This is a genomic window from Hallella mizrahii (assembly GCF_009695775.1).
Lineage (GTDB): Bacteria > Bacteroidota > Bacteroidia > Bacteroidales > Bacteroidaceae > Prevotella > Prevotella mizrahii.
In genome coordinates this window covers 50,953-74,703 of the sequence record NZ_VUNG01000007.1, presented here as the reverse complement: position 1 = coordinate 74,703, position 23,751 = coordinate 50,953, and the positions used below count along the sequence as shown (strand labels likewise).

17 protein-coding genes and 1 pseudogene are annotated in these 23,751 nt (G+C 51.7%); 12 read left to right on the top strand and 6 right to left on the bottom strand.

Annotated elements, in window-relative coordinates:
• The first annotated feature begins 15 nt into the window (after window positions 1-15).
• Both FYJ73_RS04785 and FYJ73_RS04780 read left to right on the top strand, forming a co-directional pair.
• Window positions 16-417 (top strand): hypothetical protein, encoded by a 402-nt coding sequence (locus FYJ73_RS04785; RefSeq protein ID WP_154533570.1) that lies wholly within the window; start codon window positions 16-18, stop codon window positions 415-417.
• A 21-nt stretch (window positions 418-438) separates the two neighbouring features.
• Entirely contained in the window at window positions 439-2,976 is a 2,538-nt protein-coding gene (locus FYJ73_RS04780; RefSeq protein WP_154533569.1) for a M1 family metallopeptidase, read from the top strand.
• 592 nt (window positions 2,977-3,568) lie between these two features.
• On the opposite strand, the gene FYJ73_RS04775 is transcribed toward FYJ73_RS04780, so the two are convergent.
• The 4 genes and pseudogenes from FYJ73_RS04775 to FYJ73_RS15850 form a co-directional block, all read right to left on the bottom strand.
• Window positions 3,569-3,913, bottom strand: a complete 345-nt coding sequence (locus FYJ73_RS04775; protein ID WP_154533568.1) for a DUF2442 domain-containing protein — start codon at window positions 3,911-3,913, stop codon at window positions 3,569-3,571.
• Complete coding sequence (locus FYJ73_RS04770) at window positions 3,906-4,115, bottom strand: DUF4160 domain-containing protein (protein ID WP_235899235.1); 210 nt, start codon at window positions 4,113-4,115, stop codon at window positions 3,906-3,908. The genes FYJ73_RS04775 and FYJ73_RS04770 overlap by 8 nt, the downstream gene beginning before the upstream one ends.
• 115 nt (window positions 4,116-4,230) lie before the next feature.
• Window positions 4,231-6,186 carry a KUP/HAK/KT family potassium transporter gene (locus FYJ73_RS04765; RefSeq protein ID WP_154533566.1) on the bottom strand — a complete coding sequence of 652 codons (1,956 nt, stop codon included), beginning with the start codon at window positions 6,184-6,186 and terminating at the stop codon, window positions 4,231-4,233.
• Window positions 6,187-6,258: 72 nt separating this feature from the next.
• A pseudogene (locus FYJ73_RS15850) lies at window positions 6,259-7,478 on the bottom strand (efflux RND transporter permease subunit).
• A gap of 468 nt (window positions 7,479-7,946) precedes the next feature.
• On the opposite strand from FYJ73_RS15850, the gene FYJ73_RS04745 reads away from it, so the two are divergent.
• The 4 genes from FYJ73_RS04745 (at window position 7,947) to FYJ73_RS04730 (ending at window position 13,132) form a co-directional block, all read left to right on the top strand.
• Window positions 7,947-8,432 (top strand): BCCT family transporter, encoded by a 486-nt coding sequence (locus FYJ73_RS04745; RefSeq protein WP_154533563.1) that lies wholly within the window; start codon window positions 7,947-7,949, stop codon window positions 8,430-8,432.
• Between the two features lie 46 nt (window positions 8,433-8,478).
• Entirely contained in the window at window positions 8,479-9,795 is a 1,317-nt protein-coding gene (gene nhaA, locus FYJ73_RS04740) for a Na+/H+ antiporter NhaA (RefSeq protein WP_154533562.1), read from the top strand.
• A 33-nt stretch (window positions 9,796-9,828) separates the two neighbouring features.
• Window positions 9,829-11,178, top strand: coding sequence for a TIGR00341 family protein (locus FYJ73_RS04735; RefSeq protein ID WP_154533561.1), 1,350 nt, complete (start codon window positions 9,829-9,831; stop codon window positions 11,176-11,178).
• Between the two features lie 370 nt (window positions 11,179-11,548).
• A complete protein-coding gene (locus FYJ73_RS04730) occupies window positions 11,549-13,132 on the top strand; it encodes an ATP-binding protein (RefSeq protein ID WP_154533560.1) in 1,584 nt (527 codons plus the stop codon).
• Between the two features lie 71 nt (window positions 13,133-13,203).
• Here FYJ73_RS04730 and FYJ73_RS15845 read toward each other — a convergent pair whose 3' ends face one another.
• Window positions 13,204-13,500, bottom strand: coding sequence for a DUF4372 domain-containing protein (locus FYJ73_RS15845; RefSeq protein ID WP_235899228.1), 297 nt, complete (start codon window positions 13,498-13,500; stop codon window positions 13,204-13,206).
• Window positions 13,501-13,647: 147 nt separating this feature from the next.
• Between FYJ73_RS15845 and FYJ73_RS04720 the strand changes: the two genes are divergently transcribed.
• The 3 genes from FYJ73_RS04720 (at window position 13,648) to FYJ73_RS04710 (ending at window position 16,227) form a co-directional block, all read left to right on the top strand.
• Window positions 13,648-14,256, top strand: a complete 609-nt coding sequence (locus tag FYJ73_RS04720) for a porin family protein (RefSeq protein WP_154533559.1) — start codon at window positions 13,648-13,650, stop codon at window positions 14,254-14,256.
• A gap of 222 nt (window positions 14,257-14,478) precedes the next feature.
• Entirely contained in the window at window positions 14,479-14,991 is a 513-nt protein-coding gene (locus FYJ73_RS04715; protein WP_154533558.1) for a putative signal transducing protein, read from the top strand.
• 15 nt (window positions 14,992-15,006) lie between these two features.
• Entirely contained in the window at window positions 15,007-16,227 is a 1,221-nt protein-coding gene (locus FYJ73_RS04710; protein ID WP_154533557.1) for an alpha/beta hydrolase family protein, read from the top strand.
• A gap of 1,462 nt (window positions 16,228-17,689) precedes the next feature.
• Here FYJ73_RS04710 and FYJ73_RS04705 read toward each other — a convergent pair.
• Window positions 17,690-19,609, bottom strand: a complete 1,920-nt coding sequence (locus FYJ73_RS04705) for an alpha-glucuronidase (protein WP_154533591.1) — start codon at window positions 19,607-19,609, stop codon at window positions 17,690-17,692.
• A 244-nt stretch (window positions 19,610-19,853) separates the two neighbouring features.
• Here FYJ73_RS04705 and FYJ73_RS04700 point away from each other — a divergent pair, with 244 nt between their 5' ends.
• The 3 genes from FYJ73_RS04700 to FYJ73_RS04690 all read left to right on the top strand — a co-directional run bounded on the left by FYJ73_RS04700 (window position 19,854) and on the right by FYJ73_RS04690 (window position 23,698).
• A complete protein-coding gene (locus tag FYJ73_RS04700; protein WP_154533556.1) occupies window positions 19,854-21,287 on the top strand; it encodes an MFS transporter in 1,434 nt (477 codons plus the stop codon).
• An 85-nt stretch (window positions 21,288-21,372) separates the two neighbouring features.
• A complete protein-coding gene (locus FYJ73_RS04695; protein ID WP_419471130.1) occupies window positions 21,373-22,518 on the top strand; it encodes an endo-1,4-beta-xylanase in 1,146 nt (381 codons plus the stop codon).
• A gap of 223 nt (window positions 22,519-22,741) precedes the next feature.
• Window positions 22,742-23,698, top strand: coding sequence for a glycoside hydrolase family 43 protein (locus tag FYJ73_RS04690; protein WP_154533554.1), 957 nt, complete (start codon window positions 22,742-22,744; stop codon window positions 23,696-23,698).
• The last annotated feature ends 53 nt before the right edge of the window (window positions 23,699-23,751 follow it).

Sequence of the window (23,751 nt, the reverse complement as noted above, 5' to 3'; positions counted from 1 at the left end):
ATCGACCCAAGAGCCTTGGATATAATAAAGAATCTCAAAAGAGGCCGTGCCATTGATGACAAAAATGCTCGGCTTTGTACGGGCTGTACCAAATGCGCGCTTTGTGTGGTCTGTCTGCTCTACCACTGGCAAGACGCTACGGACAAAGTCAGTCGGATACTCTGTAAGGTTCAAGGCTCGCTGACCGTCATCGTGGCCGCCGGCATCGCCGTTGCGCTTTTCTTCCTGCACCCTCTCGCCCTTTGGGCCTGCGTGATTTTAGTCGCTGCACTGATAGGCATTGCCACTTATGTACTGGCCTCCACCATCTACAACCGGCCCATAGGCATGGTCTGCAGCGTAGCGCTGAACCTTCCGCGAGGACAAGCCCCGCATGTTTCCTTCGGATCGCTTGCATATCTGATGGATTCTACTTAACTTTGCAGAAAACTCCATCAGATGATACATTCCATACCCTTCCCACAAATCAATGATACAGTTCGCAGGGCATTGGCTTTGACAGCCATTGCCCTTCTCGCCTTTCTGTCCTTGAGTGCCCAGGAGCCGGGCGTGGCACGTAGCCTTGCCGTCACAAGGGCGATCCGCGTCAGCAACATCACATACCAACTCAACTTCCGTATTCCCGACAACCTCGCTCAGCCGGTCACGGGACGACTGCGTCTCTCTTTCCATCTGACCAATACCAAGACCGACCTCCCTTTAGACTTCGCGGGAAAGGACGTACAGCATCTCGGTCACATCAATGGCAAGTCCTTCAAAGCCGAATGGCAAAGCGAGCACATCCTGCTCCCTCATCAGGCACTGCGCCGAGGTCTTAACGTCGTTGACCTGGTTTTCACCGCTGCCGACAAGAGCCTGAACCGCCATGCCGACTATCTCTATTCTCTCTTTGTTCCTGCCAATGCCCGTACGGTGTTCCCCTGCTTCGACCAGCCCGACCTGAAGGCGCTCTTCAAATGCACGCTGCAGGCTCCCGACGGCTGGGTGTCACGCTGCAGTGACTCCACCCATGTGCTGCCGACTTATCTGTTCTCTTTTGTAGCCGGAAAGTTCCAGACCAAGACGGTCGTACGCGACGGACGGCACATGACTGCGCTCTATCGTGAGACCGATCCCGCCAAAGTAGCCCAACTCGACAAATGCTTCGACGAGGCTGCTCTGGCCTTGAGATGGTTGGAACGCTATACGGCACGGTCGTGTCCTTTCGGCGACTACGGCTTTGTGGTGTTGCCCGGCTATCAGTTTGGTGGCATGGAGCATCCCGGTGCCATACAGTTCACCGACAGAGAGATCTTTCTCGGACCGCAGCCCACTCCCGATGAGGAGATGACGCGCCTGCAGCTCATCGCCCACGAGACTGCCCACCTTTGGTTCGGCGACATGGTCACAATGCGCTGGTTCGATGACGTATGGACAAAGGAGGTGTTTGCCAATTTCATGGCCAGCAAGATAGCACGCGAGCAATTCCCACTGATCAACCACGACCTGAACTTCCTCAAATCGTATTATCCCAGAGCCATGTCGACCGACCGCACCCTGGGCACACATTCTATCCAGCAGCCTTTGGACAACCTCAACCGTGCCGGACTGCTCTATGGTAACATCATCTACGAGAAAGCACCTATCATGATGGATAAGCTGGAGCAACAGATGGGACCCGATGCTTTCCGCGAGGGACTCAGACGCTATCTCAAGACTTTCGCTTACGCCAACGCCACATGGAACGATCTGGTAGCTATCTTTGACTCCGTAGCGCCACAGGCTCATGTGCGCCAATTCTCTGACGTATGGGTTCGCGAAAAGGGAGTGCCCGTCATCTCCTACCGCCTGCACGGCGACACGCTCACCGTCCGACAGTCCGATCCTTTCCATCGCTCACTCTTCTGGCCTCAGCGAGCCACCTATGGACTGCTGTGTGGCGACAGCCTCATCCCCATGACCGTGGACTTTCATCACTCTGAGGTCCACGTCAAAGTTCCCTGCCATCCCGAAACGATCATTCCCAACATCAACGGACAGGGCTATGGCCGCTTTATTATCAACGACAGTGACCGGCAGGGCTGCGCCGCATGGATGACACGGCATATCCACGACGACAACACGGCAGCATACAGCGTGCTTCTCACACTCTATGAGAACTACCTACTCTGCACCGAGCGACAAGGCGTGTCCGATGCCTCCACAGCAGCGTTGTTCCAACTCTTGTGCAACTCGCTGACGCAATGCCAAGGCCAGCAGACTGCCTCCACACTCTGCCGCAATCTCGCTTCCCTACTCCACTTGACAACTGACAAACAGCAACGCGACAGCATGGAGAGCAGACTCTTCGCGCTGTCTGCCTCCCATCCTCTCAAAGCCGTCAGACAACAGCTGACACGCAGTCTGGCCAACGTTGCCACCTCGAAAGTCGTGACCGGGAGCCTCTACCGCAAATGGCTATGCCACGACGACACACTGCTCAACGAGCGCGACTACACCCGACTGGCCTATCACCTCGCACTCATCCTACCCGACAGCTGTCTACATATCCTCGCCACGCAGCATCAACGGCTAAAGACCACCGACGAGCAACGCGAGTTTGACTTCATCGCCCGCGCCTGCACGTCCGACACAGCCGCGCAGCACCGCTTGTTCCTCAGCCTCATTCCCAAGTCGGGCCGGCTCGTTGAGCCGTGGGCAGAGAGTGCCCTGTCGCTCTTATGCGACCCAACACGAGAGACGCAAGCCAACAACTACTTAAAGCCTGCCTTGGATGCCATCGTCGACATCCAACAGACCTCCGACATCTTCTTCCCCGGTTACTGGCTCTCAGCATTGATGGACGACCATCACTCTGCCGAAGCCCGGCAAACCGTCAACTCATGGATTGCCGACCATGAGCGACAAAAAGCATGGCAGCAAGGCTTGCGCGCCGCTCTGATGAACAAGATCAAGGAAAACGCCTATTGGATGCTGTTCAGACCGGCAAAGAAATAATGAACTATATACCTTATTATATATAGTAGCCATCATGAAGAAACGGCGAAAAGGACTGCTTGCCCTAAGCTTTGTCTTCCTGCCGTCGGACCTTCTTGTCCATAATCTGTATATTTTTAATCGTTTGTGAGTCTTGTTTTCTTTTGACGCTGCAAAGGTACGGACTTTCAAACGAAAGAATCTTAAGATCACCTTAACTGTTTCTTAAGATTTCCTTAAGGCCAATTTTTCTCTTCGCATGACCTTTTTATCCATACAGATCTTATGAAGTATCGCATGAGTGCAAGTATCCTCTATGCGCAGACGTACTGCCTTCGAGACATTTTTTCCATCACTCACCTAAAGTCTTAACACCATATCACGCAATGCATTAGGCATCAAAATGGTTTTCAGCAGATAGTCAAACGAACGTTTGACTATTAGTTAAACAATCGTTTGACCAAAGGTAAAACGAATGTTTGACCGAACGTACAACGAACGTTTGACCATCAAGTTGACAACTATTTTCCGGAGAAATGCTAACGGGATGATTCTTTTTGCCAACCTATACCAACTGCCACCTTAGGTGTAATTGCAACTTTTTTGTCAAATCCTATGAATTCATAGAGGTTGAGGTAGCGGGATCAGCAGAACCGATAGGGTCAGCCACACAGTCGTGACTCTGCGGCTCCGGCCGGTATAAAACCGAGTCCTCTGTAGCAGTAAGTAGACAGAGATGATTGTCATAGAGCATACCTTCCAAATTGATGTCCTCACCAAGGTCTGGCCAGTGAATGTCTTTATCGTTCACTACTGTGAAGTTACCGAGCTGCGAGGGTGATGCGTGACGGAATCCTCTCATCGTAGAAAGGTCATAATCAGCAATCTCTCCCGACTCTGTCATCGCATAGAGGTGATGTCCGTCCAACCAAATTCGAGTAATATAAAGCTTATCCATTGTTTTCCTCCTTAAAATAATTTTTCCAACGGTCGATGACAATCTCCCGATTCTCTTCGAGTACTGATTCTATGAGTAATATATCATGTTTCTTAAAACCATGATTAAAAACCTGCTCTACCGGATCAACATTATATTTGGCCTCATGACCATCCTTCAATATATGTACATGAATTGGAGCATGGTCATTACTATAGAACATGAATCTAAATCCAAAGAAAATAAATATGGTCGGCATAGGATGTCTTTTCTGCAAAAATAACAAACTTTCTGCAAACTACAAAGAGAAAAGCGGGAAACCTTTGGTAGTTATCCTATTAATTCTGCTTCACACGTTCCACCTTCCTTGTCCGAACTACAAGCGGAACGGTCTCTACAAAGACATTACTGGTGCTCAAGCCCATGGCCTTCGGAGCACTCTGCTTGAGATGATGTACAAAATTATAGATGGTCATGATGAAACGGGCCTTGGGAGTAAACACATTGAATTCTGCATATACTCGTTTGATAAACACGAAGATGAAGTTTCCCGCCACATGATGGCGACGCAACGAGTCGTAGCCACTCTCAAGCGCAAAGCTGCCTTTCTCCACCTGATCCTCGATAACTTGACGGAGATAGAGGTTGACATAAGGCTGCACGCGGAATCCTAAGTGAAGGTTGATGCGGTAAAGCGTACCCGGTATCAGTTCATAGAAGTCGTAGCTGCGTTCATTGGGCGTGTCCTCATAATCCGTGTGCAGCAAGATATAGTGGTCGGCGCGCATGGGATGTTTGTTGATAATGGAGTACAGCACCTTCTGTTCCACATCGTACTTGCCACCGAACCGACTCATATAAACGACATTGGTAGCAAACTTAGAGATTGACGTGTCAGCCTTGATATCCGACAGTATATCATAGTACTTCCGGATGTCGCGGTGCTCCACAAAGGTGTTTCTGATCTTGTCGGCATTGTACCACACATACATCACAAGACAGATGGTTCCAGCTAATAGCATCGTCACCCAACCGCCATGCATGAATTTGGCCAGGTTAGCCACGAAGAAGATACTCTCCAAAACCACGAAAAAGCTGATGACGAGAATCACGATACTCCGTTGCATCTTGCCTTGCTTGAGATAGCAACCTAAGAGCAAGGTGGTCATCAGCATTGTCACCGTGATAGCCAGTCCGTAGGCTGCCTCCATATTACTGGAAGTCTGGAAAAACAAGATGACGACGATGCACAGTACGTAAAGGCTGACATTAATAAACGGTATATACAACTGCCCTTTGATATCGGTAGGATATTTAATGCGCTGCCGTGGCCAGAAATGGAGATTCATGGCCTCACTAAAGATAGTAAACGACCCACTGATAAGTGCCTGACTGGCCACGATGGCTGCTATGGTGGCCATCGTTATGCCCACAGGTAGAAAGGCATGCGGCATAATGGCGTAGAAAGGATTCGTGCCCGTCGCAAGCTGGTCGGCGTGGGAAATGATCCAAGCACCCTGACCGAGATAATTGCAGATGAGCATTGTCTTGACAAAGGCCCAGCTCACCCGGATATTTTGCTTACCGCAATGGCCCAAATCGGAATAGAGAGCCTCAGCGCCTGTTGTACAAAGAAACACAGCACCCAAAATGAGGAACCATTCCGGACTGGTAGTCAACAGACGGATGGCATACCAGGGATTAAAAGCCTTGAGGATCACCCAACTGTCACCCATATGTGTCAGTCCCAGTATGCCAAGCATCGAGAACCACAATAGCATCAACGGACCGAAAAGTTTGCCGATGGCACTGGTACCATACTGCTGGATAAAGAACAGCACCGTAAGGATGGCAATGGCAATAGGGATGACGGGGGTGGAAGGCTCATAAGCGCGCAGCCCCTCTATGGCTGACAAAACAGTAATGGAAGGTGTGATGACTCCGTCGGCAACGAGTGTGCTCGCTCCGATGATGGCAAGGAGATAGAGCCACCCCCTGCCATGTTTCCTCACGAGCGCATAGAGCGCCAGGATGCCACCCTCGCCTTTGTTATCGGCGCGCAGTGCCAGTACAACATATTTCAATGTTGTCTGAATAGTGAGCGTCCAGATGATGCACGACACTGCACCAATAATGTAGTCGGTGGTAATAACAGGAGTGGCACCGATGATTGCTCTCATGACATAGAGCGGTGACGTTCCAATGTCGCCATAAACGATGCCTAAAGTCACTAACAGACCCATCACGCTGAGCCGATGGGCCATACTTCCCGAAGGAACTGTCTTTGAAGTCATATATGTTATCCTAAATCATATCTGCCTGCAATATTACAAAATGCCTATGACATTGTATTGCTCAACGCGATATTATTTAGAATAATTAACCTCTATCACGCCACCATTTTCCTTGGCATCAGCCGTTCTTGCAACCACTGGAAGATGATGAACAGGGCGGGCACGAGGAAGAACAGGGCAAGGATACCCAACACCATGCCACCCACCACACAGGAGGCTAATGAGCGGCTGCCATTGGCTCCGACTCCCGTAGCCACCATCAGGGGCAACATGCCAAGGAGCATGGTGAGAATAGGCTGAACCAATCTCCGGCTGACGGCTGAGTTCCTTGACGAAACGGTCCTTCACCTGTTGGAACTGTGAGATGCTTCCACCGTTACGGTCCTCCAAGTTGAGGTCAAAGCCACTGCTCATGCCAAAGCTCGATACCAGCGACGGACTCATCACTACGACACTCGCTCCGGCAATGTCGGCAGCGGCGCGGTTGATCTTCTCCGTGATATCGTTGAGCGATTCCCCCTTGCCGCGTTCGTTCCAAGGCTTTAACGGCACGTAGAACATTCCCGAGTTACTGCCTTGCGCGGTAAACGAATAGCCGCTGACCTTAGCACGGTGGGCGATGCTGGGGGGGTGGCGAGCTTCTTGTCGAGCTGTTGCAGCGCACGGTCGGTCTCGTTGAGCGTCATGCCGGGCTTCGTGGTGAGGTTGACATAGAGCATACCCGTGTCCCCATCGGGTACCAGCGAGGTCGGCGTTGCCTTGACGAGCAAGAGGAGCAATGCCACGGCAGCAGCGATGATGCCAAACGAAAGATATTTATGACGGATGAAGCGAAAGGCGATGGCAGCATATTTCTGACTCATCACGCTGAAGACGGCATTGAAAGCCTTGCGGAAACGGGCCGAGAAGTTATTGCGCTGCTGTCCGTTCTCGTCGGTATAAGGCCGGAGCAGCAGGGCACAGAGAACCGGCGAGAGCGTGAATGCATTGATCGCCGAGATGCCCACGGCGACAGCCATGGTCAGTCCAAACTGACGGTAGAAAGCTCCCGATGTACCATCAATCATACTCACGGGGATAAAGACCGCCATAAACACGATCGTGGAGGTGAGCAACGCCATGGCTACGCTGCGCATGGCATCGGTAGAGGCCAGATAAGGCGAGCGGTAGCCTTTGTCAAAGTTAGCCTGCACGGCCTCAACGACGATGATGGCATCGTCGACCACCATACCGATGGCGAGCACGAGGGCAAAGAGCGTCAGCAGGTTGAGACTGAAGCCCATGAACTGCATGAAGGCAAAGGTGCCGATGAGCGACACCACGATGCTCACCGAGGGGATGAACGTGATAACAGCAAACGACAGCCCCAGCCGCTCCGTTCTTTCCACTATACTATATTCGCTTTTCAGTCCCAGTGCGCCCAAGCCATAGGATAGCATGATCGGGGAGTATTGCAGATAGAAGACCTATGACCAGACAAAGCGTTATCCTGAGTATGAGAGTATGACGTGACATAATATAACTTTTGATTGCAAAAGTATCGTATTTCCACCGTCGAGCAAGCAGAAAAGTGACTGAAATAGAAAAATAGAAAAATGAAGCAGAACGGGCAAGATAGTTACAGTTAATAAGAGAAAAGCTTTGCAGATTCGATTTTTTTTATTACCTTTGTAGCTGTGGGCGGGTGAAAGCTTTTGTCACCTACCACGGATTCTCTCCATTCTGACAGTCTTTCTCATCTTTAATATTTATTTCAGATTATGCTAAAGAAAATCATACATAACACTACTTTTACCCGTAATGTAGCTCTTCCGGGCATCATCGTGCTGGTGTTGCTCTCGCTGCTCTCGGCGTTATTTCCCTTAAGAGTCAACAACTGGCTGACCTTCGTACAGTCGTTTATCTACAAGAATCTCAGTTGGATGTACATTCTGCTGGTTTCTTTCTTTGTCATCTTCCTGTTGGCTGTCGCCTTCAGCAAGTTGGGCAACATCCGCTATGGCGTGACCGCGGAGAAGCGGGTGCTCTCCGACTATCTCGTCGATGAGGACAACACCCCTGACGCCGACAACGGCACACAATACATCCCCGTGACCTACTATTCCGACGGACGCACGGGCAACGACATACAATATCTCAGCAAGGATGAGATCATCGCCGACGTGCTCAGGGAGTATGGCAGATACATCAGCTCGATCAGTGACAACAGAAACGCCATGGTCTTTGTCGACAAGAAACCACAGTGATGTAGGACAGCGCAGAAAACATTATTTCATTTACAACCCCTTAGTTATGATACATTACCAACAAAAGATACGGCAGCAGATTGTCCTGCCTGCCATGCAGTTCATCAATCAGGAAAAGTCCGGCGGCATCGTCTTGGGACTTGCCGTGGTGCTGGCACTGGTGCTGGCCAACAGTCCGCTAAGATTTGACTATGCCCACTTTCTCCACCACCATTTCGGTTTTGTCGTGGACGGTCAACCCTGCCTCAACTTCACGCTTGAGCATTGGATCAACGACGGACTGATGTCCATGTTCTTCTTTGTCGTAGGACTGGAGCTCAAGCGGGAGTTCATCGGTGGCGAGCTGCGCGACTTGCGCAAGGTCACGCTCCCCGTGGCTGCCGCCATCATGGGCATGGTCTTCCCGGCGCTCATCTATCTTGTCTTCAACGGCGGCACTCCGGTGGCACACGGGTGGGGAATCCCCATGGCCACCGACATTGCCTTTGCTCTGGCGGTGGTCTACCTACTGGGCGACCGCGTGCCGGTGTCGGCGAAGGTGTTTCTCACCACGCTGGCCATTGTCGACGACTTGGGCTCGGTGCTCGTCATCGCCCTGTTCTACACATCGCAGCTCTCTATGGTCAACCTGCTCGTGGGTTTAGCCTTCTTACTCGTGATGTTTGTTGGCAACAAGATGGGCGTGAAGTCTATTTGGTTCTACGGCATCCTGGGCATTGGTGGTGTATGGACAGCTTTCCTGCTCTCCGGCATCCATGCCACGATAGCCGCCGTGCTCTCTGCCATGGTCATCCCCGCCGACTCGCAGATCAGCGAGGACTCGTTTGTGGCCCGCATGAGAAAGCTCACCCGCCGCTTCGACGAGGCCGAGTCCAACGACGTGAGGACATTGGAACCCGACCAGGTTGAGATCATCGCCCGCGTGAAGACCGATGCCAACCAGGCCCTGCCGCCCTTGCAGCGGCTCGAGCACAGCCTTCATCCCTTCGTGTCGTTCTTCGTCATGCCCGTCTTTGCGCTGGGCAATGCGGGCGTGTCGTTTGTCGACATGGATCTGGCGCAGCTCTTCGACAACCACATCGCCGTGGGCGTGATGCTGGGCCTGCTTGCCGGCAAACCTCTTGGCATTCTCTCCTCGGTATGGCTGATGGAACGGCTGGGGCTGGGCCGACGCAGCAAGCAACTCACATGGCGACGGCTTGCCGGACTGGGCTTCCTCGCTTCCATAGGATTCACCATGTCGATGTTTGTCACCACGCTGGCCTTCAACTCTGCCGAAGCCTATGGTCAGGCCAAAGTGGGCATCTTTGCCGCTTCGATCCTCGGCGGCATCATCGGCTACAGAATACTCTCACGGAGATAATCTACACATTATTATATATATACGCTTTCAGCTATGGAACAGCAGCAACCTAAAACACTGTGGCAAGTCGTGAAAGGTTATTTCAACGTCATGCCCGACAAAGAGAACGAAGCCGACACCGTGAGCCAGATCAGCAGTGGCGTCACCTTCCATGGAGCCAACCTTTGGGTGCTCATCTTTGCCATCTTCATTGCCTCGTTAGGACTGAATGTCAACTCTACGGCCGTCATCATCGGCGCCATGCTCATCTCACCGCTCATGGGACCTATCATCGGCATGGGCCTCGCCGTGGGCATCAGCGATCTGGAACTGCTCAAGCGGTCGGCCAAGAACTATCTTGTCGCCACCGTCATCAGTGTGCTCACGGCTACAGTTTATTTCCTGCTGACGCCCTTGAACGAGGCACAGTCCGAGCTTCTCGCCCGTACCTCGCCCACGCTCTACGACGTGCTGATTGCGCTTTGCGGCGGTGCTGCCGGTATTCTGGCGCTCTCGACAAAGGGCAAGGGCAATGTCATCCCCGGCGTAGCCATCGCCACGGCCCTCATGCCGCCTCTCTGCACGGCTGGCTATGGACTGGCCATGGGCAAGGCTTCTTTCTTCTTCGGCGCTTTCTATCTGTTTTTCATCAACACGGTGTTCATCTCGCTGGCCACCTATCTCGGCGTGCGCATGATGCATTTCAGGAGAAAGCAATTTGTCAATGCCGAGAGACTGAAGGTCGTCAACCGATATATCCTGGGCGTGGTGGTGCTCACGATGTTGCCTGCCGGATACATGACCGTAGGAATCATTGGAAAGAGTGTCACGGAAAACAACATCCGCAAGTTTGTCAAGAACGAATGTTCGTTCCCCGGTACGCAGATCATCTCGCAGTCGACCAACGAAAAGTCGAAGACGCTCAACTTGGTGGCTGTCGGCAAATCCATCAGCAGCCAGCAGATCAGCCGTGCAAGGACCATGATGGGTGAATACCAGCTCGATGACTACCGCCTTAACATCATCCAAGGCTCACAATCTGACAGCATACTGCTCAGCCAGGCACTCGCCTCGGCCAACACCACCACGGAAGCCAGCAAACAGAAAATGGTGGAGCAGAGTGCGCGCATACAAGAGTTGGAAAAGCGTCTCGAAGGTTACGAGCTCTATGCTTCCTTAGGAGCAGAGATTGGCAAAGAGACCCGGACAGTATGGCCGGGAGTGACGGCAGTCAGCGTCTCGCGGGTTGCTGACTGGAAAACCGACACGACCAAGGCCTCGCACTATGTCATGGCGGTGGTCAGCACCCAGCGCGTACTCAGTGCCAGTGAGCGCGCCCGCATGCAGTCGTGGCTAAAGGAACGCACCCATGCCGACAGTCTGCGGCTGATAGTGACACGATAGCATCCACTTGTTTCATGGTGCCATATAGGCGCGAAGATAGGGAGAACGTAGGTTCGCAACGACCCCTTCTTTGCGCCTTTATTGTTGTAATCTTAAAAAGATCGTTTGCTACGCAGGCAATGACCAAAAGCTACGCAGCGAACGATCGCTTGGCAGGCAACAAAATCAAGAGGCAAATCGGATACAACTTTACCTTAAGTCAATCTTAATGAAGTCTTAAGTGCTGTGCAGCCGAGAGAAAGCCTCAGCGCTGAAAGCATGGTTAGGCAGATAAGTCATGTTCCGATATACAGATAACTTTTCATCATCAGCTTTTGCAAATACCAAATAAATTGCGTAAGTTTGCAAAAGGAACAAGAATAAACGCGCGATGGAGCTATTGACGAGAAAATATCCGGTAGGGATACAGACCTTTGAGAGAATCATTAAAGAAGGTTTTGTCTATGTAGACAAGACCGACTTGGTATGGCAGTTGGCCCACTATGCTACTTTTGTATTCATGAGTCGTCCCCGCCGCTTTGGCAAGTCGCTGCTCACGTCTACTTTGGAATCGTATTTCAAAGGTGACCGCGAGTTGTTTGAGGGATTGAAGATCACGAACCTTGAGAAGGAATGGACGCAATATCCCGTGCTTCATCTCGATTTGAGTACCACAAAAGGAAGGTCTACAGCCAAAGAGCTTCAACGGGCGCTGACTTTGATGCTGAAGCGGTTGGACGTCTACGAGGATAATCCCGACGAGTTGACACCAGGAGAGAAACTCGACGGACTGATCAGACTACTTTATAAGAAGACGGGCAAGCAGGTAGCGGTAATCATCGACGAGTACGACGCCCCTTTGCTTGACTCGCTTCACGATCAAACCACGCTCGAGGCGATGCGCAAGGTCATGCAGGAGTTCTATGTGCCACTCAAGGCTAATGAGCAGTATATCAAGTTCTGTTTCATCACCGGCATCACAAAGTTTTCGCAGCTGAGCATCTTCTCTACTATCAACAACTTGAAGAATGTTTCCTTGCTCCCAAGGTTTGCCACCATCTGTGGATTTACCGAGCATGAGGTTCAGACTGTTTTTAAACAGGACATTTGCGAAATGGCCAAGGACTTCAAGCTGACTCCGAAGGAGATGTACGCCAAAATCAAGTTCAAATACGACGGCTACCATTTTGCCGGTGGTGCTGATGCGGTGTTCAATCCATTCAGCCTGCTCAATGCCTTAGGCGACCGATTGCTGAAAAACTACTGGTTTGCCTCCGGCACTCCGACCTTCCTCATCAAGCAGATGCAGCACTTCCATACCGACATCACCACGCTCGATTCGCTCGATGTGCCCGAGTCGGCTTTCGACCAGCCCACAGAGAATATGAAAGATGCTCTGCCGTTGCTCTATCAGAGCGGTTATCTCACGATTAAGGACTACGATGCAGAAGGCGAGACCTACTTTCTGTCCATTCCCAATCAAGAAGTACGCGTAGGCTATGTTAATGGTTTGCTGCCTACTTATACAGGCTTAAACAGCGGTGACGTGCAAGTAGGCTTTGCCTTGAAATTCTGGAGAGCACTCAAGCAGGACGATATCGACCTTGCCATGAGTCACATGCAGTCTTATCTCGCCGGAATTCCGTATATCGAAGGCTTCAAGCAGAAACTGGCCGAAGCAACTACGAAAGAAGGCTTCTATGAATACACGTTTTATCTCATCTTCTCTATGCTCAATGTCTATGTGCGCACGCAGGTGAAGGTGGCAGGTGGACGTGTGGATATGGTCATCTTCATGCCCGACACCATCTACGTCATGGAGTTGAAGGTGGGTGACACGGCACGCCATGCTCTTGACCAGATTGATGCCCGTGGCTATGCAAAGCCTTATCTCACCGACGGCCGGCGGGTGATCAAGGTCGGCATCCGCTTCGATGCCGACAAGCACACGGTGGACGAATGGAAGGTAGAGTGATTTATCCTGAGCTACAACCGGACAAATACGGAAAAAATAACGTATCTTTGTGGCAGAGATAAACTTCAACCCTAAACAATTACAATTATGGAGAACGAGGAAATCATTACTTTGACCAAGTGCGACAACACGATGAGCGTGTTGCCGTCCTGACGACAGGCCGAAAGGCTCATCCATCTCAGGCTTGCCTCTATATCGCGCAGACTATTCTTATCAGCATATTGAGCCAGGCACATAACCAGCAACTGGTCATGGCAGGTGAGGTTTCTCACCCTGTAATTGCCTCTGTACTTGGCAACAATATCATTGAATTCCCTACGAGGTATGAACTGCATAATCTGTGCGAATACGATCTTTCCGACATTCATGTAACACGCTTCTTTGATAAAGACAGCAAAGTTAGTCAATTCAAATCGTGTACAAGAAATATCGAGTCTAAATCATTCTATTTTAATAACTTATATTTAAATCGTCTCGTTTTAACGGGACACTAGTGATAAAAACTAATTTGTAAAATGACAAGTTTATTTAAGAGAGTGCTGCTTACTCTGAGTGTAGCCATGTTGCTCAGTCTTCCTATTTCAGGACAAGACAAACATTTCGAACACAACATCTACATAGGTTTAGGTGGTGCGCATTCTTTTGAAGGCGAAGATGACCCCTCAGCTTTTCATATTGGCTATGGTCTGAACTATTATCTTACGCGCCATTGGTCTGTCATGCCGGGCATCGGCTATCGTGCGAAGTTTGAAGTAGGAGATTACGAGGCAGGTATAGGTTCCTACGACTGCTCGTACTTCGATGTTCCCGTCCTAATCCAATATCATCTCTCCAATCCACGTAAGAGCGGACTTGTGGTGGAATGCGGCCCCGTGTTCTCTTTCATTGCCTCCAACAACCAATATTATAATGATGCCAATCCCTACCATCCATTGAACGACAAGGACATCTACCGGTCGTTCGATTTTGGTCTGCAGCCCGGCATCTACTACCAACTGGGCAAGCACTGGAGACTGGGACTGCAAGGGCATGTCGGACTGCTCAATCTGGAAAAAGACTACCCTGGGAAATCCGGATCCTACCACTTCCACGACTTGACCGCCACGCTCAACTTCCACTTCTGATGTCTTCTCCTTGGAAGGAGTATCCATGCCTGTTTAATATATCCTGCGGACAACATCTTCTTGGCTACCCCTGCGATGGCTTCCATTGCCTGTCCGTTATCTCACTCTCGTAAATAGGAAACATGGTGGCTCTTGAACTTTTTTGAGCCACAACCGGACAAATATGAAAAAAGAACGTATCTTTGTAGCAAAGATAAACTTCCACTCTAAACAATCTCGATTATGGACAACGAGGGACTCATTACCTTAACAAAGTGCGGCAACACGATTGCTGCCGACGAGATCGCCTCGAAGTTGGCGAGCAATGGTATCACCGCTTCCCTTCATGACGAACTCAACGACCCTGCGTATGGCGCATACGGGCCGAATCCAGGCATTGAGGTGAGGGTGTTCAAGAAAGACTATGAGCAAAGTCTGCGCATCCTTAAGGAGATACGGACGTCTCGCTCAGAACAGTTGCCATGGTGTCCTCGTTGTGGGAGTGACAAGATTAAAGCCCTGCCGAACAAAGAGGGCAAAAGATCAACACCTGCAATCCTTCTTGGCATTGTCTTGATGATTCTTAGCTGCGCAGGGCTAATCCTGCCTAGTTTTGTGGAGGCTCTTGCGTCTCTTCGGCTATATGGTTATATCATATCTCCGTTTGTACTGCTTGGTGGCGTTTTGCTGGTATTACCCAAACAAGACTACAAGTACTACCAATGCATTGAATGTGGCAAGGTGTTTAAAAAATAATAATCGTAAACCCATATGATGATGCGTCGAATCTGTTTGTTACTGCTGGTCTGTCTGCTTCAGTTGAGTGCTTTTGCTCAGGCTGTTGTAGGCACATGGAAAGGCGACTTGAAAGTAGGCCAAGTGAAGCTGTCCTTGATTTTTCATGTAAGCAAGGACACGTGTACACTGGATGTTCCCGCACAATGTGCATTCGGCATACCCGCCTCGCTCAAAGAGCTCACTGACACGTCCCTGACGGTTATCATGTACGGTCTGGAGGCCGGCTATCAAGGAAAAATCAAAGACGGGCAGTTTGTGGGCACGTTCACGCAGATGGGAATGACCTTCCCCCTCACCCTCACCCGCTTTCAAGAAGTATATAACCGACCACAAGAGCCCAAGGAGCCCTATCCCTACAAGACCGAGGAAGTGACCATCAGTACACCGGACGCCAAGCTTGCCGGAACAATCACCTATCCCGTGGGCTGGAAACAGGGCAAAAAGGTACCATTAGCTGTCTTGGTGACTGGCAGCGGACAGGAAGACCGTAACGAAGAGATCTTTCGTCATAAGCCTTTCCTCGTGATTGCAGACTTCTTAGCAAGAAACGGAATCGCAACCCTGCGCTGCGATGACCGTGGCGTGGGAGGCTCAACGGGAGATGTGGCCAACGCCACCACATTTGACTTTGCCAAAGACGCATCTCATGAGTTAGACTATGCACGCAAACGAGGACAATTCTCTAAAGTTGGTATCATCGGTCACAGCGAGGGCGGCAGCATCGGATTTATCCTCGGCGCACAAAAGAAATTGGACTTCCTGGTATCAATGGCCGGCCCCGGCATTCCGATGGACAGCATCCTGTATCTCCAGAATGTCAATACCCTTAAACAGGTTGGCATGCCCACAAACATCACCAAGGAGGAAGTGAGAAAAAAGATCATGGACAGCGACCCTTCCCCTTGGATGGTAGCTTTTCTGAACTACGACCCTTCCAACGACATCAAGGCAACAACCTGTCCCGTCATGGCCATCAATGGCGACAAGGATGTTCAGGTTGATGCAGCCCACAATCTGAAAGCTATCAAGGAGTTGCTGCCGGCTAATAAGTTCTCAATGGTGAAGAGCTATCCCGGCCTGAACCATCTGTTTCAGCACTGTCAGACAGGCCAACCAGCAGAATATACCAACATCGAGGAAACCATCTCCGAGGACGTGCTGGCTGATATGGCTCAATGGCTGAAAGGCTTGTAATATCCTACACACGACACATCAACCACTTCATTTGATGAAAAGAGAAGGATGATGAAAAAGTTCTGTTTTCGTCATTGTGACACCCAAATCCGCAAGATCTCCAAGGCTCACAGGCTCGTTTCTAAGCTATTAACTTTGTTACTTCAAAAAAGTGGCAAAGTCGCCAAAGCGGCTGATGACCTGCCGGATGGGACAAGCGAGATACTCGGGATTGATATCTTTCTTCATCGTCGATGTCTGTTTAGTTCCTGACTTCATCAGTCCCTCATTCAATATGTTTATGGCATTATTGGCAGTATGCAATATGTCCACAGACAATTGGGACCATCAGGGCTTTCTAAAATAATTGTGAGCAGATTTAGGAGGTGCTGAATATTTTATGCGCTCTGCGCAATTTTACGCGATAGCGATTTTCGTCACGGGCAGGCTTTGTAAGGGGTGGTGCTGAGGTGATGGGGGCAGCCGACGAGCTTGCTCGTAAGGCTGTCCCCATCACCTCAGCACCATAGCTCCATGGGGAGCTAAAGTCTGTACGCGACTATTTTCCAAAAACTTATTCTCGATTCAGGGTGACGCATTGACGAAGTCAGGATAATATTTTACAAAAAGTAAAAATCCTTGTCAACGAAAATAAATAAAATAGAAAGTGGAGTAGGGAAGAGCAAGTGGAAAATGATGGAAAAAGGTGCAAAAGAGAGAGCAACAACTGGCGCTTTGGTTCAATTTCGGTGAGATGAGTCAGTCATCTCACTGAGATGAGGTGGTCATCTTACCGAGATGACGAGGTCATCTCACTGAGATGTGCAGGTCATCTCATTGAGATGACAAGGTAAAAGTCCGTTTTTTGAGTGTAAGAAAAAGTTATCAAAGATGGTTATGTTTATAATAGTCTGATAAACAGCAATTTACTTGTTTTGCCTAAAAATCCGTTCTTTTCGTGCTACTCTTGTCTCGCTTCCAAAGAATCGATTCTCAGCGAGGGTTTGAGATAAAAAATATCAACCTTCTTGATGGTAATCATTCCATCCTCGTTATATCTTTTGCGGGGTTAGGACGGTAATCATTCCATCCTCGTGCACATGGCTTTTATATCTTTTGCGGGGTTAGGGCGGTAATCATTCCACCCTCGTGCACATGGCTTTTATATCTTTTGCGGGGTTAGGGCGGGGATAAACCCCGCCCCTACCACCACTTCAAACGGATTTAAGAGCGGAGACAATTCCCCGCAATTCAGTGTCAAGGGTGACAATGTAGGGGCGGGGTTCATCCCCGCCCTAACCCCCTTGTCTGTAATATTATCACACAGAGAACACAGAGATCTCTACCCGTGACGCACTGGATATTTTCCGTGGAATCATAGTGAGAGGAAATATAAATCTTTATACTGCCATTATCGCTTTAGCATTTTCAAACGGAAAAGAACTGTCATCATAACTTTTTTCATACGCTTTACTCCTAAATATCAATAGCTTCTGAATCCATTGAAATAGTCGAGACAGGTATGCTGCCACTGTCGGGCATTGTCGAGTTGCGTGGCGAGGAGCTTGTCGACTTGTTGCCATTGTACTTTGTCGACATAGTTGCGCACGGCCGGAGACTGCCACAGCACGCGGTAGGCGGCGACGCGTCGCACACCGGCATCGTAGTGGTCGCAAAGGCTTTGCCACAGCGTGCGGCCATTGGCGAGACGATAGTCCCAAGCCACATGATGGAACCACAACAGATACTGTTCCGGACAAGTCTTCACGTTTTCATAGAGCGAACGGTAAGGCTCACGATACTGTGCCGTGGCTCCTGACCCCGTGGCGACCGTGCGGTCGAACCCCAATCCTTGCTTGTCGGCCTTATGATAATAGACGGGGCACCACTCCAAAGGATATTCTGCCTTGTAGCCATCGGGCTGTGGTCCATAGTGATGGTCAAAGGCAAAGATATGGTGCAGGCCCAGCGGCATCATATAGTCCACGCACGCCTCACGCGAGCTGAGCATCATATCTTCCAGTGCCGCCACCGTCACCGAGTCGCCGCGGCCGAAGGTCTGGAGCAGCCACTCATGGGCTATCTGCTCAGAGGTCAGGGACGGATCCCACGCCAGACGGCCGAAAGCATACCAGTTGGACTGGGAGAACGGATGTCCGCACCAGTTGGTGTCGTCGCCCGTGTTAGCGACTCCCGCGATGCCTTTCAGTCCGCGGGCCACAGGATCGACGTAGCTGAAGAACTCCTTCCACATCGGAGCGAGATAGACCAAGTGGAGCGACTGCCCGGTATATTCTTGCGTGATCTGCAGTTCAGCCATCTGCGGTGTCTTCGTCATGTTGTCGAAGATGGGCGCGTAAGGCTCGCGCGGCTGGAAGTCGAGCGGTCCGTTTTTCGACTGAAGGATGACATTGTCATGAAACAGCCCGTCCATGGGCTTGAACTCCGACACGGCCTGCATCACGCGGTCCTCACCTTTGTGGTTGGCACCATAGACAAAGGAGCGCCAGATGACCGTACTGCCGTAGGGCTTCAGCGCGTCGGCAAGCATGTTCGCGCCATCGGCATGACTGCGGTGATAGTCTCCCGGCCCGGGCTGTCCCTCACTGTTGGCCTTAACGAGGAAACCGCCGAAGTCCGGTATCAGTTTGTAGATTTCCCGTGCCTTGCGCTGCCACCACCGCTGCACGGCAGCGTCGAGAGGATCTGCCGTCTTGGTCTCATGCAAAGCCAGCGGCGAGCCGAAGTTGATGCTCAGCCAAACCTGGATGCCGTAAGGGCGGAGCAGGTCAGCGATGACCTTGAGTTTTTCGAGATAAGGGCGCGTGACCATCTTGGGACTGGCGTTGACATTGTTCACCACCATGGCGTTGATGCCCACCGAGGCGTTGGCGCGCGCGTAGATGGTCAGGCGTTGTCGCAACGAGTCGGTCATGCCGTTTTTCGTGATCTGCTCCCATTTCCAGATGCTCTTTCCCGCATAGCCACGTTCCACACTCCCGTCTGGGTTGTCCCAGTGGTTGAGCATACGCCGCTGCAGAGCGGGTGCCGACGTCCAGGTGGTGTCCCGGTCATTGCCCTCTTTAGTTTCTTGCCAGCGCAGCAGCGCGTAGGTGCCGTAGAGCAGGCCGAGAGGGCGGCGCGCGGAGACCACGGCACTATGGTCGGCGACCTTATATTTAATATGGTATCCGTCGTTGTCGCTGCCTTCAGAGACAAGGCGCAGCGTCACCTGACCACCCTGCCAGCTCTCCTGCAACTCGTGGCGGGCAATGGCGATGGTAGACGCAGCGGTATGGTCAGCCATTTTGGGACAGACCACATGGGCGGGCATCGAGGCCTTGCGCGGCAGCCACAGCGTTGCCCCAACCTCGTCGTTGTCGCTTGGAACCTCGGACGACATACTGTAAATAGGTGTCACTGCCAATGCAGAGAGTACGATGAAGACATAACGTAATATAAATAGGTGTTGGTGCATGGTGATGGTTGATTTGATGATGTACAAAGTTACAGCGAAAAAGAAGCTAAAGCAAACTAAAATGGCTTTTTTTTATTTGATGAAACAAATAAGAATGTATTTGTAACACTACAACAAGGTCATTCCAACGCTAATGAGTAACTTTGCAGACAAAAGAACCTAATATCTGATGAAAGAAAACGTAAACAATTCTACCGCCGTGGCCCAGGATGCTCAGGCTGCGCGCGGATTCTACAAGCTCAACTGGCTGCAGCGTATCGGCTTTGGCTCCGGTGATCTGGCTCAGAACCTGATCTACCAGACCATCTGCATGTACCTGCTGTTCTTCTATACCGATATCTATGGTCTCGATGCCGGAGCGGCAGCGACGATGTTTCTTGTGGTGCGTCTCGTGGATGTGCTCTGGGATCCCATCGTGGGCACTTATGTCGACAAGCACAACCCACGACTGGGCAAGTACCGTGCCTACCTTGTCTTTGCGGGCTTGCCGCTGACGGCGTTTGCCATCCTGTGTTTCTGGGACGGCTTCAGCGGTTCGCTGCTCTATGCCTACGTCACCTATGTCGGCATGTCGATGTGCTATACCTTCGTCAACGTGCCCTACGGTGCCCTCAACAGCTCACTGACGCGCGACACCAACGAGATCACCATCCTCACCTCCGTGCGTATGTTCATGGCCAACGTCGGTGGACTGGCTGTCTCAGCGGGCGTGCCCATCCTCGTCGCCGTCATGGCGGCACAGAAACTGCCGTTGCAGATGGCGCTCTTCATGGGTTTGGGCTCGTTGCCCTCGTTTATCTTCATGCCGATGGTACCGGCCATCAAGCGCAAGATCGGCAAGAAAAACATGTTCTATGTCTTCCTCACCATTGCCATCATCGGCATGGCGGCACTCTATGTCATCAGCAAGTTCTTCGACATGAAGACGAATATGACGGCCGTGTATATCGCCCAGTTCATCAAGTCCACCGGTGTCATCGTCGCCACAGGCTATATGTGGGCACTCGTGCCGGAGGTGATCTCCTTTGCGGAATACAAGACGGGACGCCGCATCTCGGGTATTGTCAATGCGCTGACGGGCATCTTCTTCAAAGCCGGCATGGCGCTCGGCGGTGTCGTTCCCGGCATCGTACTGGCCATGACGGGCTATCATGTGACCGCACAGGCCAACACGCTGCCGAAAGACCCGAGCGCGTGGTTCTATGCCATGCTCATCTATGCCCTCGTAGGCTGTGTGCTCCTGCTCTTCTGCTTCACTCAGACCAAGGAGCGCGTGGTCATGGATCAGAAAGAGACCGCCAACGTCAAGGTCAGCGACCTCTGGAAGGAGTTTCTCCGCAACCGTCCGTTGCGTGTCCTCGCCCTGTTCTTCATCACCGCCTTCGCCATGATGTCGGTGGGCAATGCCGCCGGCGCTTATTTCATGAACGACCTGGAACTGCAGTCTCCTGAGGCTCAGGAAGGCATCCGATGGCTCGTCTGTGTCATCCCCGCCATGCTGCTCGTCCTCGCTATGTTCATCATCTCAAAATATGAGCTCACCGACGAGAAGGTCGACGCTATCAACGAGGAGATCGAGCGCAGACACTTGGAGGAGGAATAAAAGAAGCATATCATAGGATTGATACCATAATATAAAGGAGTAGAAAAGATTCCCAAAACAACAAAACTAATCCAACATGAACAACATCAAACGCAACCTGCTGGTTGCTCTCAGCCTCGTAGCCACGATGGCCGCCAGTGCCAAGGACAGCACGCCCACGCTCAAGGAGACCGTAGGAAAGTATTTCTACATCGGTGCCGCCGTGAACACGTCCTGCGTATGGGAGCGAAACACGGTGGAGGCAAACATCGTAAAGGATAACTTCAACTCTATCGTGGCCGAGAACTGCATGAAGGGTGAGATCATTCACCCCGAAGAGAACCGCTATGACTGGCGCGACGCTGACCAGACGATGACCTTTGCTGAGAAGCACGGTCTCACCGTCTTTGGTCATTGCCTCGTGTGGCATTCCCAGCCGCCACGCTGGATGTTCACCGACGACAAGGGCAAGCCCGTCACACGCGAGGTGCTCATCGACCGCATGTATCACCACATCACCACGGTGGTAAGCCACTACCGTGGGCGCATCAAAGGATGGGATGTCGTCAACGAAGCCTTCAACGAGGATGGCACGCTGCGACACACTCCTTATTATAATATCATCGGTCCGGACTACATCGAGCTGGCTTTCCGCTTCGCCCATGCCGCCGACCCCAACGCCGAACTCTACTACAACGACTACAACATGTCGACACCGGCTAAGCGCGAGGGCGTCTGCAAATTGGTGCGCGCACTGAAAGCCAAAGGCATACGCATCGACGCCGTGGGCATGCAGAGCCACAATGGATACAACTATCCCGACCTGAAACAATACGAGGCAAGCATCGACTCCATCGCTGCCTGTGGCGTGAAGGTACAGATGACGGAGCTGGATCTCAACATGCTGCCCAACCCAAAGAGCTTCGGCGGCGCGGAGATCAGCCAGCGCTATCAATATAATAAGGAGTACAACCCTTATGTCAAAGGCCTCGACAAGAAGGCGCAGAAAGTCTTCGACAGCCGCTACCTTACTCTCTTCGACATCTACCGCCGCCACGCCGCTCAGATAGAGCGCGTCACGCTGTGGGGGGTCACCGACGCCACGTCATGGCTCAACGACTGGCCCATCCCCGGCCGCACCAACTATCCCCTGCTATTCGACAGAGCGGGAAAGGCTAAGAAGGTGGTGAAGGAGATCGTGAAGATGTACAAGCCTCACCCCCTTACCCCTCTCCAAAGGAGAGGGGAGTAAAATGCTTCAAGGGGTCGGGAGCGCCGCACCGGAGGGCAACACAGCGCTGAGGGCAGCACCATTTAAAGGGCAACACAGCGCTAAGGGCAATACAGCGCTGAGGGCCCTGTTCCTCTGTAGGTTGTGCTCGGTTCGGTACGACGGTGCTGTGCACCGTCCCACTGGGCAGCCCCGCTGCCCTCCCCCTCCTTCCTTTATTAATCAGCAACTAATCATAAAAGCTATGAGCAGATATCTTTTTCCTCAGGACTATATGGCTGACCCATCAGCCCATGTGTTCAACGACAAAATCTATGTCTACCCCTCCCACGACTGGGACAGCGGGGAGGCCTTCGACGACGACGGCGGTCACTTCCAGATGAAGGACTACCACGTGCTGCGCATCGACGGCGACCCGATGGAAGCCGACGTCACCGACTGCGGAAAGATCCTCGACGTCAAGGACGTGCCCTGGGCGGAGAAGCAGATGTGGGATAACGATGTCGTGGAAGTCAACGGCAAGTATCACCTAATCTTCGCGGCAAAGGACTACAATGGCGTCTTCCGCCTTGGCGTGGCCATCGCTGACCGCCCCGAGGGTCCGTTCATCCCGCAGCCCGACCCGATCCGCAAGTCCTACAGCATCGATCCCTGTGTCTTCAAAGACGACGACGGGGCGATCTATGTCTACTTCGGTGGCATCTGGGGCGGACAGCTACAGTGGTACCGCGACAACAAAGCACTCAAAGACGAGTACCTCCCCAAGGGCAAGGAGCCTGCCATCCCCGCACGTGTGGCGCGTATGACACCCGACGGCATGCAGTTCAGCGAGATGCCACGTCCCGTCGTCGTCGTCGACGAGCAGGGACAACCACTCACCGCCGACGATCCGCACCGATTCTTCGAGGCCAGCTGGATGCATAAGATGTACGGCAGATACTATTTCTCTTACTCCACCGGCGACAGTCACCTGCTCTGCTATGCTGTCGGCGACAATCCCTACGGTCCCTTTACCTATCAAGGTGTGATCCTCAACCCCGTTGTCGGCTGGACCACGCACCACAGCATCCTGGAGTATCACGGCCACTGGTATCTCTTCCACCACGACTGTGTGCCCAGCCACGACACGACATGGCTGCGCAGCCTCAAGGTCGCTGAACTGCAGGTCGACAAAGACGGAAAGATACATACGGTAGAGTAAAAATAAAATAAGAGGGAGCCTACAAGCCTCACCCCCCTTGCCCCCTCTCCAAT

Excerpts from the sequence above, each read along its gene's own strand:
- FYJ73_RS04715 (WP_154533558.1), top strand. The coding sequence starts at position 14,479 with ATGGACAACGAGGGACTCATTACCTTAACAAAGTGCGGCAACACGATT.
- FYJ73_RS04690 (WP_154533554.1), top strand. The coding sequence starts at position 22,742 with ATGAGCAGATATCTTTTTCCTCAGGACTATATGGCTGACCCATCAGCC.
- FYJ73_RS04780 (WP_154533569.1), top strand. The coding sequence starts at position 439 with ATGATACATTCCATACCCTTCCCACAAATCAATGATACAGTTCGCAGG.
- FYJ73_RS04730 (WP_154533560.1), top strand. The coding sequence starts at position 11,549 with ATGGAGCTATTGACGAGAAAATATCCGGTAGGGATACAGACCTTTGAG.
- FYJ73_RS04765 (WP_154533566.1), bottom strand. The coding sequence starts at position 6,186 with ATGACTTCAAAGACAGTTCCTTCGGGAAGTATGGCCCATCGGCTCAGC.
- FYJ73_RS04720 (WP_154533559.1), top strand. The coding sequence starts at position 13,648 with ATGACAAGTTTATTTAAGAGAGTGCTGCTTACTCTGAGTGTAGCCATG.
- FYJ73_RS04705 (WP_154533591.1), bottom strand. The coding sequence starts at position 19,609 with ATGTCGTCCGAGGTTCCAAGCGACAACGACGAGGTTGGGGCAACGCTG.
- FYJ73_RS04775 (WP_154533568.1), bottom strand. The coding sequence starts at position 3,913 with ATGGATAAGCTTTATATTACTCGAATTTGGTTGGACGGACATCACCTC.
- FYJ73_RS04710 (WP_154533557.1), top strand. The coding sequence starts at position 15,007 with ATGATGATGCGTCGAATCTGTTTGTTACTGCTGGTCTGTCTGCTTCAG.
- nhaA (WP_154533562.1), top strand. The coding sequence starts at position 8,479 with ATGATACATTACCAACAAAAGATACGGCAGCAGATTGTCCTGCCTGCC.
- FYJ73_RS04770 (WP_235899235.1), bottom strand. The coding sequence starts at position 4,115 with ATGTTCTATAGTAATGACCATGCTCCAATTCATGTACATATATTGAAG.
- FYJ73_RS04735 (WP_154533561.1), top strand. The coding sequence starts at position 9,829 with ATGGAACAGCAGCAACCTAAAACACTGTGGCAAGTCGTGAAAGGTTAT.
- FYJ73_RS15845 (WP_235899228.1), bottom strand. The coding sequence starts at position 13,500 with ATGAATGTCGGAAAGATCGTATTCGCACAGATTATGCAGTTCATACCT.
- FYJ73_RS04745 (WP_154533563.1), top strand. The coding sequence starts at position 7,947 with ATGCTAAAGAAAATCATACATAACACTACTTTTACCCGTAATGTAGCT.
- FYJ73_RS04700 (WP_154533556.1), top strand. The coding sequence starts at position 19,854 with ATGAAAGAAAACGTAAACAATTCTACCGCCGTGGCCCAGGATGCTCAG.